The sequence below is a fragment of the Cupriavidus sp. LA-1 genome, assembly GCF_055385985.1.
Genome location: NZ_AP031390.1, coordinates 229,909 through 244,607 on the forward strand (window position 1 = coordinate 229,909; position 14,699 = coordinate 244,607).

The window sequence follows — 14,699 nt, forward strand, 5'->3', positions numbered from 1 at the left end:
GGCGAAATGCGTAGCACTAGTAACACAGCATTAGGAGTAGCGCCGCTTCCGTCGATTGGACCGAGGGAAGCGGGGTACCAGATGAACGCAAGCTAGCTTCGAGCAACTAAGGCTTCTTGTTTCGGGGGTCTGGAATAAAGCCATCCCGGTTCGGCATCCTCACATTCGCAAGCGTCTTATGGCTCAACGTGGTAGTGGAGTCAATGATCTTCCCTTCCGAAAGGATATAGGCTGACAACGCATATACCTCATTGTTGGTCAGACTACCAGGCGCATTAAAAGGCATGGCACGCTTAATGTAATCGAAAAGAGTTGTTGCATAGGGCCAATAGCTTTCAACTGTCTTTATCGGGGCTTTAGTTGGATCATTATTTACCAGGGTGCCGCGGCCACCTATAAGGCGATCAGCAATTCCGCCTTCCAGGCTGACACCATGGCATGCGGCGCATTTTTGCTGAAAGATTTCCCTCCCCTCCTTCGCACTGCCAGCTCCTTTTGGCAATCCTGTACCATCTGGCAGAGGAGATATAAAACCCGCGAGATCGTTCTCAGTCGCAGGCGCTCCAAAGCCAAACGTTCGCACACTATCCGCGGCAATCGATAGTCCTTGGCCGCCTCCCGCGTAAAGAACGCAAAGAAGGACTACATTACGTACGCGCCTAGCCGTAGTGAACATTGGAGACCCTCCCGTCAGATGCTACTTTCCAGCTTTGGATTGCGTTCAAGTGATATACCGAGGCGACGGGTCCGTTGGTGCCACGAACTTTGGTAAGCTCAGCCAGCGTTGGCTGCCGGTATCCAGTGTCATCGACACAGCGGCTTTGCAGGACACACTCCTTCCCATCCCATTGCCATGCGAACCGGAAGCGTGTGTGACAGATCGGGAGGACAGGTCCTTGCAATTTCGCTTCCATCCAACTTTTTCCGCCATTGACGCTGATTTCAACCTTGCGGATGCTGCCCCGGCCGGACCATGCGAGCCCTGTGATCTCATAAAAGCCGGGCCCACGGAGCAACATCTCTCCCGAGGGATACGTGATTACAGACTTTGCGTCCATCTCGAATGAAAATTGGATAGCCTTCCCACTCGGAAGCAAATCAGTGTACTTGGAGGTTTCCTCTCTCGTCATAAATGGCCGGTCGGAAATCTCAAGGCGCCTTAGCCATTTGATATGCGTGTTTCCCTCATAGCCTGGAACGATCAGGCGCAACGGGTATCCTTGCTCGGGACGAATGGCTTCACCGTTCTGGCCATATGCCAGAAAACAATCCTTCAACGCCTTATCGAGAGGAATGCTCCGAGTCATGACTGCTGCGTCGCCACCTTCCGCTAACAGCCATTTAGCACCAGGCTTTATACCAACTTCGTTCAGAATCGTAGCAAGCGAAACGCCGGTCCACTCGGAGTTCGATGTCAATCCGTGCGTACCTTGCACCGTTTTCATCGTCGGCTTTATCCATTCGGTCAGACCGTTCCCTGAGCATTCAATGAATAAAATGCGGGATATAGATGGAAAACGCCTTATATCTTGCATACCAAACTTCTTGGCCTGCTTCACCATGCCATGAACGTAGAGCATGTGCTTGGAGGGATCAATAGTCGTGATACCTCCATGATGGCGTTCGAAGTGAAGTCCGGAAGGGGTGATAATCCCGAGACCATTTTGCAGCGGCGTCATCGTCCAAGATGACTGGTTTGTCGGTGTTTTAGGCCGAGTACGGATTTCGGTCTCAAACTGCGAACGCGTTCCATAGCCTCCATCCGCCCATGTGTCTTCACCCTGCACTTTGGTCGGATCTGGGGGAACCTCCCGGTTTTTCGCCCCTGCCGGTGTAGCTGACATGGCACTGCTAGCTACCCCCGCACCCATCGCGGCCATACCGCTAGCCAGGAATGCTCGACGACTAAACGAGTGGTTTTCATCGAGATAATAGGGAGAGTCGGGATTGCTTCGTTCGGTAGTCAAAAAGCTCTCTTCCCTCGATCGACGAGCTTCCACCGTTGGCCCCGCCCAAGGATCTTTTCGGCCGCCAGATTTCTCCTGCATTGGGTTGTCTCCGCATGGGTTTTGGTTATGAAACTGTACCGATCGGTCGGTACAGTGCGGCCCGTGATAATGCGCTACAGGGCCTCGATGAAATGATGCTTAGTTAAGGTTTACGGTTGCACCATGCGAAGCGCCATCTCATTTAGACGCTCCGCGATTGCCTCCGGGCTAACCGGCCCTTCAGGGCGAATCCAAAGGTAACTGTAGAAATACATCCCTAGCACGCCCTTCAAAACGACGGAATCGTAGGGCCGGAAAATTCCCAGGTCGGCCCCATCGACAAGAACCTCGCGCCACGCCTTCTCGTATTTCGAATGCAGCGCCAGGACCTCCTCTCGTCGGCCATCAGTTAGCGATTGCACGTCACGGAAGCAAACTGTCAGTTCGGCTTGGTGAGACGCAATCTTCAGCACGAGATGCTGACCAAGTACTTTGATCCTCTCGCGAGGATCCATATCTGCATCCAGCTGCTCGGCGAAAGCTGCAAGATCCGTGATGTACTCTCGCGTAATCTCGTAGAGCAAGTCCTCCTTGCTGTGAATGTGGTGGTATAGCGCTCCGCGTCCCAGTTTGACCGCCTCTTGAATCGCGCTAATGCCTACAGCGTGGTATCCCCGTTGCGCAAAAAGCTGCGCCGCAGCCCTCAGGATGCGGTCTCGTTGCAGACCGTGACTGACTCCCTTCCCCATAAGCTTGTGGCTCCCATCATTGTCTGCCCTTAAGAATAGGTCGTTGGACCGACCAGTCAATACAATCCCGCACTTTTAGCGTTTTGTGCCAAAAAAAGTGCAGATATTAGCTCATCAAGGCTGACTAGCAGTGTGGTAACGCGCATTTTCTGTACCGAACGGTCCACCAGGCTGGCCATGCTCGAGCCTCCAGGCCCGGACGGAAATGGCAAATCCCGAGAGGAGCGGCGAGCACCTCCTCGAGCGGGCGCTTCGGGCAAACGATAGGCGGCTTCTTGCCCACAAAGGGGCGCCTTATACCGAGAACTGCTTTACCATAACGATGAGTGCCGACCAGCGAAGTCGCGCCTACTTACCCCAAAACAGTGGAGACACGTGTGCCCCCGGAGTTCCATCCAGCCAAAGGCGCCCTAGCAAAACATGCCTTGGAGGCGTCTTGGCAGCGTTCTGTTGCGTCAGGATTGGCCGAAACACATCAGGTTCGCCCAACTGGGACGTCCTGGGCAGATGCCCGGGCGGTTAGGTCGCGCAACAGCAAACTTCTTAAATATGCCGAGCCTTCTGTCGAAAACACTTTCGAGCAGATGGCCGGTACCGGCACCGTGGTCGTGTTAGCCGATGCTGAGGGCATCATTGTTTGTAGCAAGGGGGATGCTGACCTAATGTCCGGGCCTTTCGGCCCCCTCTTTCAGCCGGGCGTTAGTTGGTCAGAAAGGATTGCTGGCACAAATGCCATCGGCACTTGCGTAGCCAGCCGTGCGCCAGTGACAGTCGATTTGGCCGAGCATTATCTGATCCCATTTCGGTCACTGAGCGGGGCAGCTGCGCCGTTTTTTGACTCTGCCGGCGCAATAGCAGGCGTTTTCGCTGCATACAGCACGAGCCCTGCCATCCACGCACTTCCATTGATTCGTACGGTAGCGGTGCTGATAGAGAACCGCATGCTCGTGCGTGAGATGGCCGACGAAATCGTCGTCGTTTTCCATCCTGTCGCCGAGTACCTTACGACCATCAAGCAAGCGATAGCGGTGTTTGGGCCCGACGGAAAGCTACTCGGTTCGAACAGTGCAGCACGTTGTCTCCTGAATCTGGGCCCAAGCGACACCCTGGGCAAGCGATTCACGGATTTGTTCGGGTTCAACTTTTCCTTGGAGCGCTTTGTAGACAAGGCCCGCGCGATGAGGGGCAGCCAGTTCGCGGCCTCTCTCCGGGATGGCCGCGACGTAACGATGATCGTGAACGTGGGACTTACTGGCGAGGCAGCTTGCTCAGGCCGGGCCCCCACTGATGCCGGTCAAAGTACGGACCAGCAACAAACGACGCCAAGAAGCGCACGCGTTCTGCTAAAGGACCTCGACCTCGGGGACCCGCAGATGCAACGAGCGATTCAGAAGGCTTCGATGATTCTTGGCTCCGACATCCCGCTGCTTATTGAAGGCGAATCAGGCGTTGGCAAGGAGGTCTTTACTGCTGCGTTTCACAACTCCGGGCCTCGGCACAACGGGCCTTTCGTCGCTGTCAACTGCGCAGCGATTCCAGAGGGGCTGATTGAGTCTGAACTGTTCGGTTACGAGGAAGGGGCATTTACTGGTGCGAAACGCAAAGGCTTCCCCGGAAAAATCTTGCAGGCAAATGGAGGAACGCTATTTCTTGATGAAATCGGAGACATGCCTCTATCCCTTCAAGGCAGGCTGCTGAGGGTGCTGCAGGAGCGTCAAGTCACTCCTCTCGGCAGCACGCGGAGCATGCCTGTCGATGTCTCCATCGTTTGCGCGACACATCGTTCGATGATCGAAGAGGTCACGGCCGGTCGCTTCCGCGAGGACCTTTACTATCGGCTAAATGGTCTTCGCATCCGTCTTCCATCCCTTCGGGAAAGGAAAGACATTTCTTGCCTAATTGATTTTGTCATCAACGCGGAGAGCGGCGGCAGGAAAATTGAAGTCGCACCGGACGTGCGCCACGCGCTTTGCACACACCCATGGCCAGGCAACATCCGTCAGCTTCAAATGACTCTGCGCACCGCGCTTGCAATCCTCAGGGACGGCACTGAGCTAAGGCTTGAGCATTTGCCAGATGAACTTCTTCCAACCGAAGGGTCGGAGACGCCGCTCCAGGCAGATGCGCAACCCTGCGACCTGGCACAAATTGAGATGGATGCCGTTCGACGGGCCATAGCCGCATCGGATGGCAACATGTCCGAGGCCGCGCGAGTATTGGGCATCAGTCGGAAGACGCTATACCGCAAGCTGGAGAAACTGTCGGCCCAGTCTGCGGCAGGCCAGGCTGCAAAAGAGCAGATCGCCCCGCGAACAAAGGGCACCTGATTGGGACCGATGTGGTGCCTCAATGATCTCGGGCTGGCGGCACTGCTTAACGGACCAGGTAGTGGGCGAACGGCGCTCATCGCCACCCCATCGCAACGATACAAATGCCCATCGCTGAAAGCAGCAAAAATGCGGCGCGCCGTATGGCTAACTCAGATAGCTGCGGTGGAAAACGAATGAACAACGCTGTCGTAATTGCCACCACCGGTATCGATAGCAGGCCCAGATAGACGGCGTTAGAGTCGACCCCCCCATTTGCTGCGAGGATAGTGATCCGCATCAGCGATATGGTGCCAAAAATTCCTAGAAGCGTGAGCCTTACCTGTTCCAGTGCCAGTGGCTGTATGTAGAACTGATAGATGATAGGCGGACCAGGTACGCTGAACATTCCACCTAGGACGCCACCGACACCGCCAGCCAATACAAAGCTTGTCGATGGTGAGGTCACCGCTCGCGCACGGGGACGCACGCAAAGCGTAGCCCCAGCCACCAAAACAACGACGCCAAGAGTCAGTTGCAGCAGCACGGCGCTGCGTGAGCTAACGGTTTCAAGCAGCCAAACACCTAACGGCACACCAGGAATTATCCCTAATAGCGTACGAATAAAGAGCTTTCGGTTAAGGAGATGGAGATTGCCGCGAAGCGCCAGCGCTGTGTTCACCAGCGTCATGATATTGATTGCAGTCGCGGTCGTCTCAAGTCGCACGAGTTGAAGCACGACAGCTGCGCCAAGCACGAAGATGCCAAGGGCAAACCCTGTGAAGGCTTGCAGGTAGCTCCCTATGGCAACTATGCAAAGAAAACCAATCAGGGCGGTAGTGCTCACGGTCAGCTCCAAGGCGCGTCGGACCAAAAATTAACCGCGCCACGTTCTTGTTCTCTCATTAAGCTTGGTGACAAATGAGACAAGGCGCGACTGAGTCGCGCCTTGTCTTGACTTTTATGCCACTACCCCGCACTCACTGTCTAGCGCTGCCTTACGGCGACTGAGCGCAACAAGCCCGATAAGTGCCATCACTTCTGAGGCAACGAGCAGCGCTGAGATCGGCCAGGTACCGTACTTCGGAAGCACTGCGGTTGAAAATAGAGGAACGAGTCCGCCGATGATCGTCGCAGCCTGGCTGCCTAGCGAGATGCCGGTATACCTGAGTTGCTCGGGGAACAACTCGGTAAAGTACGCCGGCAGGACTCCCCACATAGCCCAGAGGGGGCCAGCCATCAACAGCATTGCCAGCCAGATCCACTTGATCTCACCGAGGTCAGCGATTGTGAAAAACGGGAACGCTATAGCAGTGAGAATCACAAACCCAGTCAGGAAGATCGGCCTCTTTCCAATACGGTCCGACAATGCTCCCGCAGCTAGGATGACAAGGGTGAGCAAAAGGTTGACCACTACAACACCGAGAAGCACCATCGATCTGTCCAACTTCAGGACGGAGGTGGCGTAATAGGTCAGAAACACCCACACTGTGTAGAACGGGACCGTAATCGCACCCAGGTAGACGAACGCGGTATACACGACAACCCCCGGATGATCCCGCAGCACTTCGACAACGGGAAACTTGGCAATCTTGCCCGCTGCTTGCGCTTTTCGGAAGGCAGGCGTCTCAGTGACCTTCATGCGGATATACAGGCCTGACAGCAGCATGACGATGCTGAGCAGGAACGGGACGCGCCAGCCCCAGGACATGAACTGTTCCTTGGTCAGAAAGTACGAAGCACTGAAAAGGACCGCGGTCGCAATAGCCAGCCCAAGCGTGGCACCGATTTGAACAACGCTACCAAAAAAGCCGCGGCGAGCCGGCGGTGAATACTCAACGGCCATCAACACCGCGCCACCCCATTCACCCCCTAGCGCAATGCCCTGCATGAATCGGCAGGTGGTCAGCAGAATCGGAGCCCAAACGCCGATCACCTCATAAGTCGGCAGCAACCCGATTGCGAAAGTCGACGCACCCATCATTGTGAGTGTAGTGATGAGCATGGTCTTTCGCCCGATTCGGTCCCCGAAGTGCCCGAAAAGAACGCCTCCCAGTGGTCGAGCGACAAACCCGACCGCCAAAGTGCCGAATGAAGCGAGCGTGCCGGCAACTGAAGAATACGCTGGAAAGAAAAGTTGGCCGAAAACTAGTGCTGCAGTAAAGCCATACAAAAAGAAGTCGTACCACTCCATGATGGTTCCAACCATACTTGCGGTTGAAACTCGCGCGGGGGATACCGGCATCTCGTTGTCTAGAGAATTGCTGGTCATCGTTGTCTCCTCGTTTCGTGTCGAAGATGGATCTAGTAGTAGTGCGCTATTGATTTAATTGGTTGCGCAAATGACGGGTGGGGGATTTCACCAAGCCGTCGTGACCATGGCTACAGCTTCATATCGGGATCTACGTAGATGGCCTCTCCTTCCATATCGACCCTGTAAACATTTAGTGGGCACTCGGCGAGTCCCACGGGCTCCCCTGTTGCTACGTTCCACTGCCACATATGCTGGTGGCAGGTCAGCACTTCACCGTCGAACAGCCCATCTTCCAACCGTACCTCCTGATGTGGGCAAACGCCATCGCAGGCGTAAACCTGGTCATCCACCCGCAACAGAAGAATGGAGGCTCCGCCGGCGAGATCGAAGGTGGCCATGCCGTTCTCGGCAATGTCCCGGCGGTCACAGACATAATGACGTGCCATTTCCTTTCTCCTTGCGAGTCAGTTAAATTTGTCGTACGAAATACACGTCGGACTGAGCTTTCCTTGCAGCACAAGTCCGCGCATGGCCGCGTCAACCGCCGGAGGGGGACCGGCTAGAAAGGCGTGGACATCCGAAAGTCGTCCCTCCATCTGCTTCAGCGCAACCTCGTGAACGAGACCCCGTGTGAACGCCAACCCTGGGTACTGATGTGCGACATCTAGCGAAACCGACTCATCGGAGATGCAAATCGTGACGTCGAGTCCGCCTCGTGCTGCACGCGCGAAATCAGCTAGGCGCTCCAAAAAGAACGTGTCTCGCATAGACCGCACGCCGAAGAAAACAGCCCCCGTCCTTTCCCAAAAATAGTCTAGCTCTTGCGCATGGGAAAGAATGGACATCATCCCCGCCACTCCGCTGCCTCCGGCAATACAGAGCAAGTTCTTCTGCTGCGAAGGTTTGAAGACGGCTTGTCCAAATGGGCCCATTACACGCACAGCTGTTCCCACCTGATTCGCCCCAAAGTAAGCTTCCGAAAGTCCTCCCCCGGGCTTCCTCTTGATCAACAGTTCAAGCCTGCAAGAGTCACGCTCGTGATTGACGATTGAATATGCCCGGTAGCCACTGAGACCTGGAGTTGCAAGCAGCACAAACTGGCCCGCCTGATAGTTCATCGGCTCCTGAAGTTCGATCTCCCATGAGGCCACATCGTGCGTCAGCAACTCCCAACGGGTCACTGTCCCATTTGCGGCGAACGGCAGAACTTCCTCAGGCGCAACCCGTGCTACGGACTGCTTCAACTCGATTTCGCAGTCACCCCGTGGCGCACACTGGCACAGCAGAATTTCGTCAGCTTTCGCTGCTGATTTTTTTCCGGGCGCGGCACTCCACAGGTCTTCGACCTTGCCTGCCGTGAGCCGCGCGCTGCAACTGCCACAAGTTCCGCTCGCGCATGCATATGGCAATGCATAGCCTCTGGAAAGCCCCGCCATCAACAAGCTCTGGCCCTCGTCGGCCTCGAACTCATGGCGCTCGTTCCGAGAGTGAATGGTGATCTTCATAATGTTCATGACTCTAGAAAGGAACGTGATAGCCTTTTCCGAGCATTCTGGTATCCAGTCGTACCTCTCGCTGCACCAGTAGTGCCCCGTCGCTGCCGAGCTGGATCTCATCGAGATACTTGCCGACTGCAACGAGAGAGGTAGTCCCACCTTGTAGCTCCGTGCGGAATACCTGAAGTGCCGACATCACCTTCACATGTCCTTCCCGGTCTGCCGGTTCTACTGTGAAGATCGAAAAATGGCGCGTGAGCGGTGTCCGGTCCATGTTCTGCTTCGGCAGCAGGTTGAACAGATCCTTCAGATCAAGCTTGCTCTTCTCCAGCCAGAGCATGTCTTTTCGGATTTCCGGACTATATGCCGCGATGCGATAGTTGAAGCTCTCGTGGCAGAGGGCCAGATACCCTGGGTAGTCATTTCCATCCAGCGCCAGGCATGATTTTGCGATCAGCGCGCGAACGGTGCTTTCGATTTCCATGTCGATGTCCTGTATTAAGTGTCGGAATTTTCTGGTTCAGGGCTTACAGCTCGCAAAAGGGGTCAGATGCCTTACGCCCCATGCGACGACTCCATTCCTGATAGAAGTGGCGCATGCCAACTTCGTCGTGAATCTTGTTGTTCTCTACCCGTGCATGCAGGATGACGGGAGCTTCGGTCCGGTCGGCAAGCGCAAGACCCTGTCCATATGCCCCCATGAGATCCTCAGGGAGATTGCGTCCAAATGGGCCCCAGATGGAGTTATGCATACGAACACGCGCTGCCCGCTCTTCGGGGGTATCAGCCTTTAGACCGAAGCCGCGATACTCGATAAGAAGCTTGTTCGGGCCGAGCGGAAGAACCGTGTCAAGCCGGAATGCCGGAGCTCGAATATTGAACGTCGCACCGGGAAAGAGGTCGACCAGCGCCCAACGGTTGGGACCCAACCCTGGCCAGCCGAGCGTCTGCTTTTCATGGCCTTTCATTGCGTCGTACTTCAGCATCATGTCCGTAACTTGGGCATGACCGCCTTCGAAGGTGACGAACTCCCGGTCGAAGTAGCCGGGCTGCAGCATACCCGTGACGCGGTTGTGGTAGTGCATGTAGTCGTGGTACAGCTCGCAATTGGTGTCATGCCAAAGCTTGTAGTTACCTTCGACAACCGCGCGGTGGTAATGGAAGATCTCCAGAGGCTCTGCCAGCATCTCTGCCAACGGATCAAGAGCGCCGTTGAGATACTCTTTGAGCGAAGGCCCGTTATCGTCGACGTTGACCCATACGAAACCGCCGTGCGCAACTTCCGACCGGAATTCGCGCAAGCTGTAATCGCACTTCGACACACGATCCTGGTAGCCCTCCTTTTCGCGAGGGATATCGACGCAGTTCCCGCGCGCATCAAATGCCCACGCATGGAAAATGCAAGTGATGCGCTTTGGCCCGCCGGACGCGCTCGCTGCCGCAATCGATCCAGAGGCTTCGTGCAAGAGCAAGTTGCCTCGGTGAGGACAGATATTGTTGAAGACGTGAATCTTGTTGTCCTCGTCTCGGATGATGATCATGTTGTGGCCGCCGGGGTGCTCGTACAGGCGGTAGTCAAGCGGAGCCGGCAACTCGCTTTCATGACAGGCGACCAGCCAACATTTGTCGAAGATCTGCTGTTGTTCTTCCTTGAAGATCTCTTCATCTGTGTAGATCCTCGGATCTACGAACTGCGATGCGGTAAGGGAAGGTCTCCGGGTCCATTCCGAGCCGTTGCGCGACATTTCTGCTCCTTGTGTGGGTCAAGTAAGTGGACTGCACCCTTTCCTCTACAGGTTCTGTGCCAGCCAGGCTTTACCTAGGGGAAATCCCGACGCTCGATGCGCCCGAAGGGAGTAATTCATGCTGTTTTCCGCAGTGCAACACGCGCTCGGCCCTATTCGGAGAGCGGCACCTGTGTCGAACCGACCCAGCTCCCCCGCGCGCGCTGTAGCGTTTGGAAACACCTGTTACCCCACCCATCAATAGCGCCAGGCAGCTTCAGCTCCGCGTAGCAGGCAGTTATTGAAGGTCTGCGGCAAGAACAGGAGCCGCACCGGACTTGGCACGACCATTGCAGTTTCCGTCGTCAGCCGCTAGCCGACAGGTGCATTCACCGTGTCTTCCCGGCAAGACCCGCACCCGCGTACCGAGGAGACAGGACGAGGGTGCGGAGAGAGTTCCAAGTCTGACTTGCAATCCCAAAGGAGCAGGAATGTTCGACGACCATCGCAACTTCATTGATGGGGTGTTTTCCAAACAAGCTTCAACTGCGCAGTTGGCGGTACTGAATCCAGCAACCAACGAGACGCTCGGCTACATTCCCGATTCGGATCGAGCCGACATCAATGCTGCGGTTGCGGCAGCACGTCGCGCGCAAGGCCCCTGGGAACGGCTTCCGGCCATTGAGCGCGCCAGTTTTCTGCGCCGCATTTCCGCGAAGATTCGTGAAAACAAAGCGTACCTTGCGGAGCTGATTACCCGCGAACAAGGCAAGGTACTGAGCCTGGCGGAGGTGGAGGTAAACTTCACCGCCGACTACATTGACTACATGGCCGAATGGGCGCGCCGTATTGAAGGCGAGGTTCTCACCAGCGACCGCCCGAACGAAACGATTCTGCTGCTGCGCAAACCAATCGGCGTAGTCGCCGGGATCCTTCCGTGGAACTTCCCATTCTTCCTGATTGCTCGTAAGATGGCTCCCGCTCTTGTGGCCGGCAACACGATTGTCATCAAGCCGAGCGAAGAGACGCCGCTGAACGCATTTGAGTTTGCGAAGCTGGTCGCCGAGTGCGACTTGCCTCCAGGTGTTTTCAATCTGGTTGGCGGCGGCCGAGACGCAGGCGCGACGCTGGCCGGCCATGCCGGCGTGGATCTTGTATCGTTCACGGGAAGTGTCGGCACTGGCGTTCATATCATGCTAGCGGCCGCCCAAAATCTGACGCGGGTCAATCTGGAGCTGGGCGGGAAGGCGCCGGCGATCGTCCTTGCCAGCGCTGATCTTGACCTGGCAGCCAACGCCATCTACCACTCACGCATTCTGAATTCCGGACAAGTCTGCAATTGCGCAGAGCGCGTCTACGTTGAGCGCTCAGTCGTTCCGGCCTTCACTGAGAAGATCGTCGCGCTGATGAAGTCGGCTACCTTCGGCGACCCCCTAGTAGACCGGACCGTCACCATGGGTCCGCTGGTCAGCGCCGCGCAGCTCTCGAAGGTCGCTGCCGCGGTCGAGACAGCCAAAAGTCAAGGCGCGCGGGTGGCGCTTGGTGGCAAGGTTGCAGACCGCGCCGTCGGCCACCATTACGAGCCGACTGTGCTGGTTGATTGCAACCATGACATGGACATCATGCGGACGGAGACGTTCGGCCCAGTGCTCCCGATCCAGGCCGTTGATTCGCTGGACGAAGCAATTCGCTACGCAAACGACTCGGAGTATGGGCTGACTTCATCCATCTTCACCAATGATCTGAATGCGGCCATGCACGCGTGCCGCGAGCTAAAATTCGGTGAGACCTACGTCAATCGCGAGCACTTCGAGGCGATGCAGGGCTTCCATGCGGGCCGACGGAAGTCTGGCATCGGCGGTGCAGACGGCAAGCATGGCCTCTATGAGTATATGGAAACACACGCCATCTACATGCAGACGAGGTAAGTCAGCCATTGCCACGTAAAGAGGTGTTGCTCAAGTAGGGCAATGCCTCTGTCTCGCTCTCCCGCTTCACCCGTTCAAACCGCTCGAACTGGCGTCGTGCTCGAATCATGAAATCGTAGGCAATTTTCCTCGAGCGCAACACAGCATCGACGCGTGTAGGCCTCACCGCGCTACTCTTCGGCTCGTCAACAAAGTCGGTCTCCAGGGCTAGGGTGGATAAGGCCCACGTCCTCTCTCTTGAAGATGCCGGCGCCCGGGACGGGGTCGCACTATCCCTTCAAGATCCGCGCCTTCTCAGGTGAGCCGCCGCCCAGGACGCCGGCGCGGCATTGAGTCTACGCACGGGTAACTGGCGCCGCGGGCACATCTGCAAGCACTTCACTTTGGTAGCCCAACCTTTAGCGCTGTCAAGTACGCCCCTAGTCACGAAGCCACCGACTGCAGAACCCCGCCTCCACCCTCGCGAGACGCTGAGCCACCAAACTCCCGGTGGCATCTCTCGCCCTCCGGCCCATCACCTGGCTGCTTGTAGCAACCGCAACCTTGGCTACTCAATCCGCCAGAATTCGAACATAGCTTCACTATTTTCGTGTCAATAGGGCTTTAACCTATTGTGAAATGTCAGATTGGACCAGCTCACGTTGACTCCCCACTGTCACGATACATAAACTCCATCGAAACACGTAACGAATCCAAACAACCATTTTGAGTTTTTATTTAGAAGAAAAAAAGTTGAAAGTTTCATTTTGCCGAAACAATCAATTAAGGAGACATTGTGTTCCAAAGGAAGGATTTTCATTCGCCACACATTTATTTATCTCTGCATACTGTTATCCGTGATCAGCAATAACGAAATGTAGTTCTCGAGAAATTCCATGGAAAACACTGCAACTTCTCTTTCCCATTTGAAATTTGGCCTTAACTATACGGAGAACGAAGCACGCCAGGTTTACAAGAAGGTCACGCGGAGGCTCATTCCATTTCTTTTCATCTGCTATGTATTCGCGTATCTCGATCGCGTTAACATTGGCTTCGCAGCCTTGCAAATGAAACAGAATCTTCATTTCTCGGATGCCATATATGGCTTCGGTGCCGGGATATTTTTCATCGGCTATTTTTTGTTTGAAGTGCCGAGCAACCTCCTCCTTCAGAAGATCGGCGCGCGAAAGACGCTCACCCGCATCATGGTGCTGTGGGGTCTTGTCTCCGCGAGCTTCGCGTTTGTTCAAACTCCAATCCAGTTCTATATTGCCCGCTTTCTTCTTGGCGTCTTCGAAGCGGGATTCTTTCCGGGCATTGTCCTTTACCTAACCTACTGGTATCCGCCAGCGATGCGCGGACGGCCCATAGGCTTATTTATGACTGCCATTGCAGTAGCGGGAATCATCGGTGGTCCTCTTTCAGGCTGGATTTTGACTTATATGGGGGGAACGAACGGGTGGGCAGGTTGGCAGTGGATGTTCGTGGTCGAGGCAATTCCGTCCGTTATATTGGGCCTGCTGGTTATGACCGCTCTAGTAGACAGCCCCAAGGATGCGCGTTGGCTTTCGATACGCGAAAAGGAGCTATTGATCCACAATCTCGATACATCAATCGAGGTAGCACAACGTGAACACTCCTTCCGGAAGATTATCCGAGACCACAAAGTCTATATCCTAGGCCTGGCGTACTTCTCAATCGCGATCGGTTTCTATGCCATTAGTTTCTGGCTGCCGACAATTATTCGTGGATTTGGCGTTAGCAGTCCCTTAGAAATTGGATTTCTCAGTGCACTTCCCAGTACTGCTGGTGCAGTCGCCATGGTTGCAATTGCGAGGCACTCCGACAAGACGGCTGAACGACGCTGGCACACAGCTTTGTGCATGATCATTGGCGGTACGGCCTTAACCGCCGCGACGATGCTTAGTGGAAATCTTGCTTTAGCTCTGTGCACTCTTTCGATAGCGACAGCAAGTCTGCTGGCTGCCATGCCGGTCTTTTGGACGATTCCCACATCGTATCTATCAGGTTCTGCAGCTGCTGGTGGGATTGCACTCATCAACTCGATTGGGCTGGTTGGAGGCTTTGTCAGCCCGTCAGTAGTCGGATGGCTGAAAACGACGATGGGCAGCCTTGACTACGGCCTATATTTCGCGGGTGGAGCACTAACCCTCGGGGCGATTTTGCTGTTGTCATGTATCCCCTCTCGCTTGCTCAGAATTAGCAAAGCGAATTGACCAGTCCCATCATCAAAAAAAAGAATAGGAACAAGAAG

Annotated in this window: 12 protein-coding genes; 3 read left to right on the top strand and 9 right to left on the bottom strand. The window is 55.3% G+C overall.

Features of this window, described 5'->3' with window-relative positions:
* Positions 1–106: 106 nt before the first annotated feature.
* The 3 genes from ACZ5MJ_RS35265 to ACZ5MJ_RS35275 form a co-directional block, all read right to left on the bottom strand.
* The gene (locus ACZ5MJ_RS35265; protein ID WP_464227453.1) at positions 107–676 is read right to left on the bottom strand and encodes a c-type cytochrome; all 570 of its coding nucleotides are present in this window, start codon (positions 674–676) and stop codon (positions 107–109) included.
* Positions 660–1,880 (bottom strand): sulfite dehydrogenase, encoded by a 1,221-nt coding sequence (soxC, locus tag ACZ5MJ_RS35270; protein ID WP_464227527.1) that lies wholly within the window; start codon positions 1,878–1,880, stop codon positions 660–662. Before soxC ends, ACZ5MJ_RS35265 begins: the two co-directional genes overlap by 17 nt.
* A 278-nt stretch (positions 1,881–2,158) precedes the next feature.
* Complete coding sequence (locus ACZ5MJ_RS35275) at positions 2,159–2,737, bottom strand: TetR/AcrR family transcriptional regulator (protein WP_464227454.1); 579 nt, start codon at positions 2,735–2,737, stop codon at positions 2,159–2,161.
* Between the two features lie 377 nt (positions 2,738–3,114).
* Here ACZ5MJ_RS35275 and ACZ5MJ_RS35280 point away from each other — a divergent pair, with 377 nt between their 5' ends.
* Complete coding sequence (locus ACZ5MJ_RS35280; protein ID WP_464227455.1) at positions 3,115–5,064, top strand: sigma-54-dependent Fis family transcriptional regulator; 1,950 nt, start codon at positions 3,115–3,117, stop codon at positions 5,062–5,064.
* A 76-nt stretch (positions 5,065–5,140) separates the two neighbouring features.
* Here the strand turns inward: ACZ5MJ_RS35280 and ACZ5MJ_RS35285 are convergent, their stop codons facing one another.
* The 6 genes from ACZ5MJ_RS35285 to ACZ5MJ_RS35310 all read right to left on the bottom strand — a co-directional run bounded on the left by ACZ5MJ_RS35285 (position 5,141) and on the right by ACZ5MJ_RS35310 (position 10,538).
* Complete coding sequence (locus tag ACZ5MJ_RS35285) at positions 5,141–5,890, bottom strand: TSUP family transporter (protein WP_464227456.1); 750 nt, start codon at positions 5,888–5,890, stop codon at positions 5,141–5,143.
* Between the two features lie 114 nt (positions 5,891–6,004).
* Entirely contained in the window at positions 6,005–7,315 is a 1,311-nt protein-coding gene (locus ACZ5MJ_RS35290; protein ID WP_464227457.1) for an MFS transporter, read from the bottom strand.
* A 110-nt stretch (positions 7,316–7,425) separates the two neighbouring features.
* Positions 7,426–7,743 (bottom strand): Rieske 2Fe-2S domain-containing protein, encoded by a 318-nt coding sequence (locus tag ACZ5MJ_RS35295; protein ID WP_464227458.1) that lies wholly within the window; start codon positions 7,741–7,743, stop codon positions 7,426–7,428.
* Positions 7,744–7,761: 18 nt separating this feature from the next.
* Positions 7,762–8,802 (bottom strand): 2Fe-2S iron-sulfur cluster-binding protein, encoded by a 1,041-nt coding sequence (locus ACZ5MJ_RS35300; RefSeq protein ID WP_464227459.1) that lies wholly within the window; start codon positions 8,800–8,802, stop codon positions 7,762–7,764.
* Between the two features lie 13 nt (positions 8,803–8,815).
* The gene (locus ACZ5MJ_RS35305; protein WP_464227460.1) at positions 8,816–9,277 is read right to left on the bottom strand and encodes an aromatic-ring-hydroxylating dioxygenase subunit beta; all 462 of its coding nucleotides are present in this window, start codon (positions 9,275–9,277) and stop codon (positions 8,816–8,818) included.
* Between the two features lie 43 nt (positions 9,278–9,320).
* Positions 9,321–10,538: an aromatic ring-hydroxylating oxygenase subunit alpha gene (locus ACZ5MJ_RS35310; protein WP_464227461.1), complete on the bottom strand. Its 1,218-nt coding sequence runs from the start codon at positions 10,536–10,538 to the stop codon at positions 9,321–9,323.
* 470 nt (positions 10,539–11,008) lie between these two features.
* On the opposite strand from ACZ5MJ_RS35310, the gene aldA reads away from it, so the two are divergent.
* Positions 11,009–12,445 carry an aldehyde dehydrogenase gene (aldA, locus tag ACZ5MJ_RS35315; RefSeq protein ID WP_464227462.1) on the top strand — a complete coding sequence of 479 codons (1,437 nt, stop codon included), beginning with the start codon at positions 11,009–11,011 and terminating at the stop codon, positions 12,443–12,445.
* A gap of 875 nt (positions 12,446–13,320) precedes the next feature.
* The gene (locus ACZ5MJ_RS35320) at positions 13,321–14,661 is read left to right on the top strand and encodes an MFS transporter (protein ID WP_464227463.1); all 1,341 of its coding nucleotides are present in this window, start codon (positions 13,321–13,323) and stop codon (positions 14,659–14,661) included.
* The last annotated feature ends 38 nt before the right edge of the window (positions 14,662–14,699 follow it).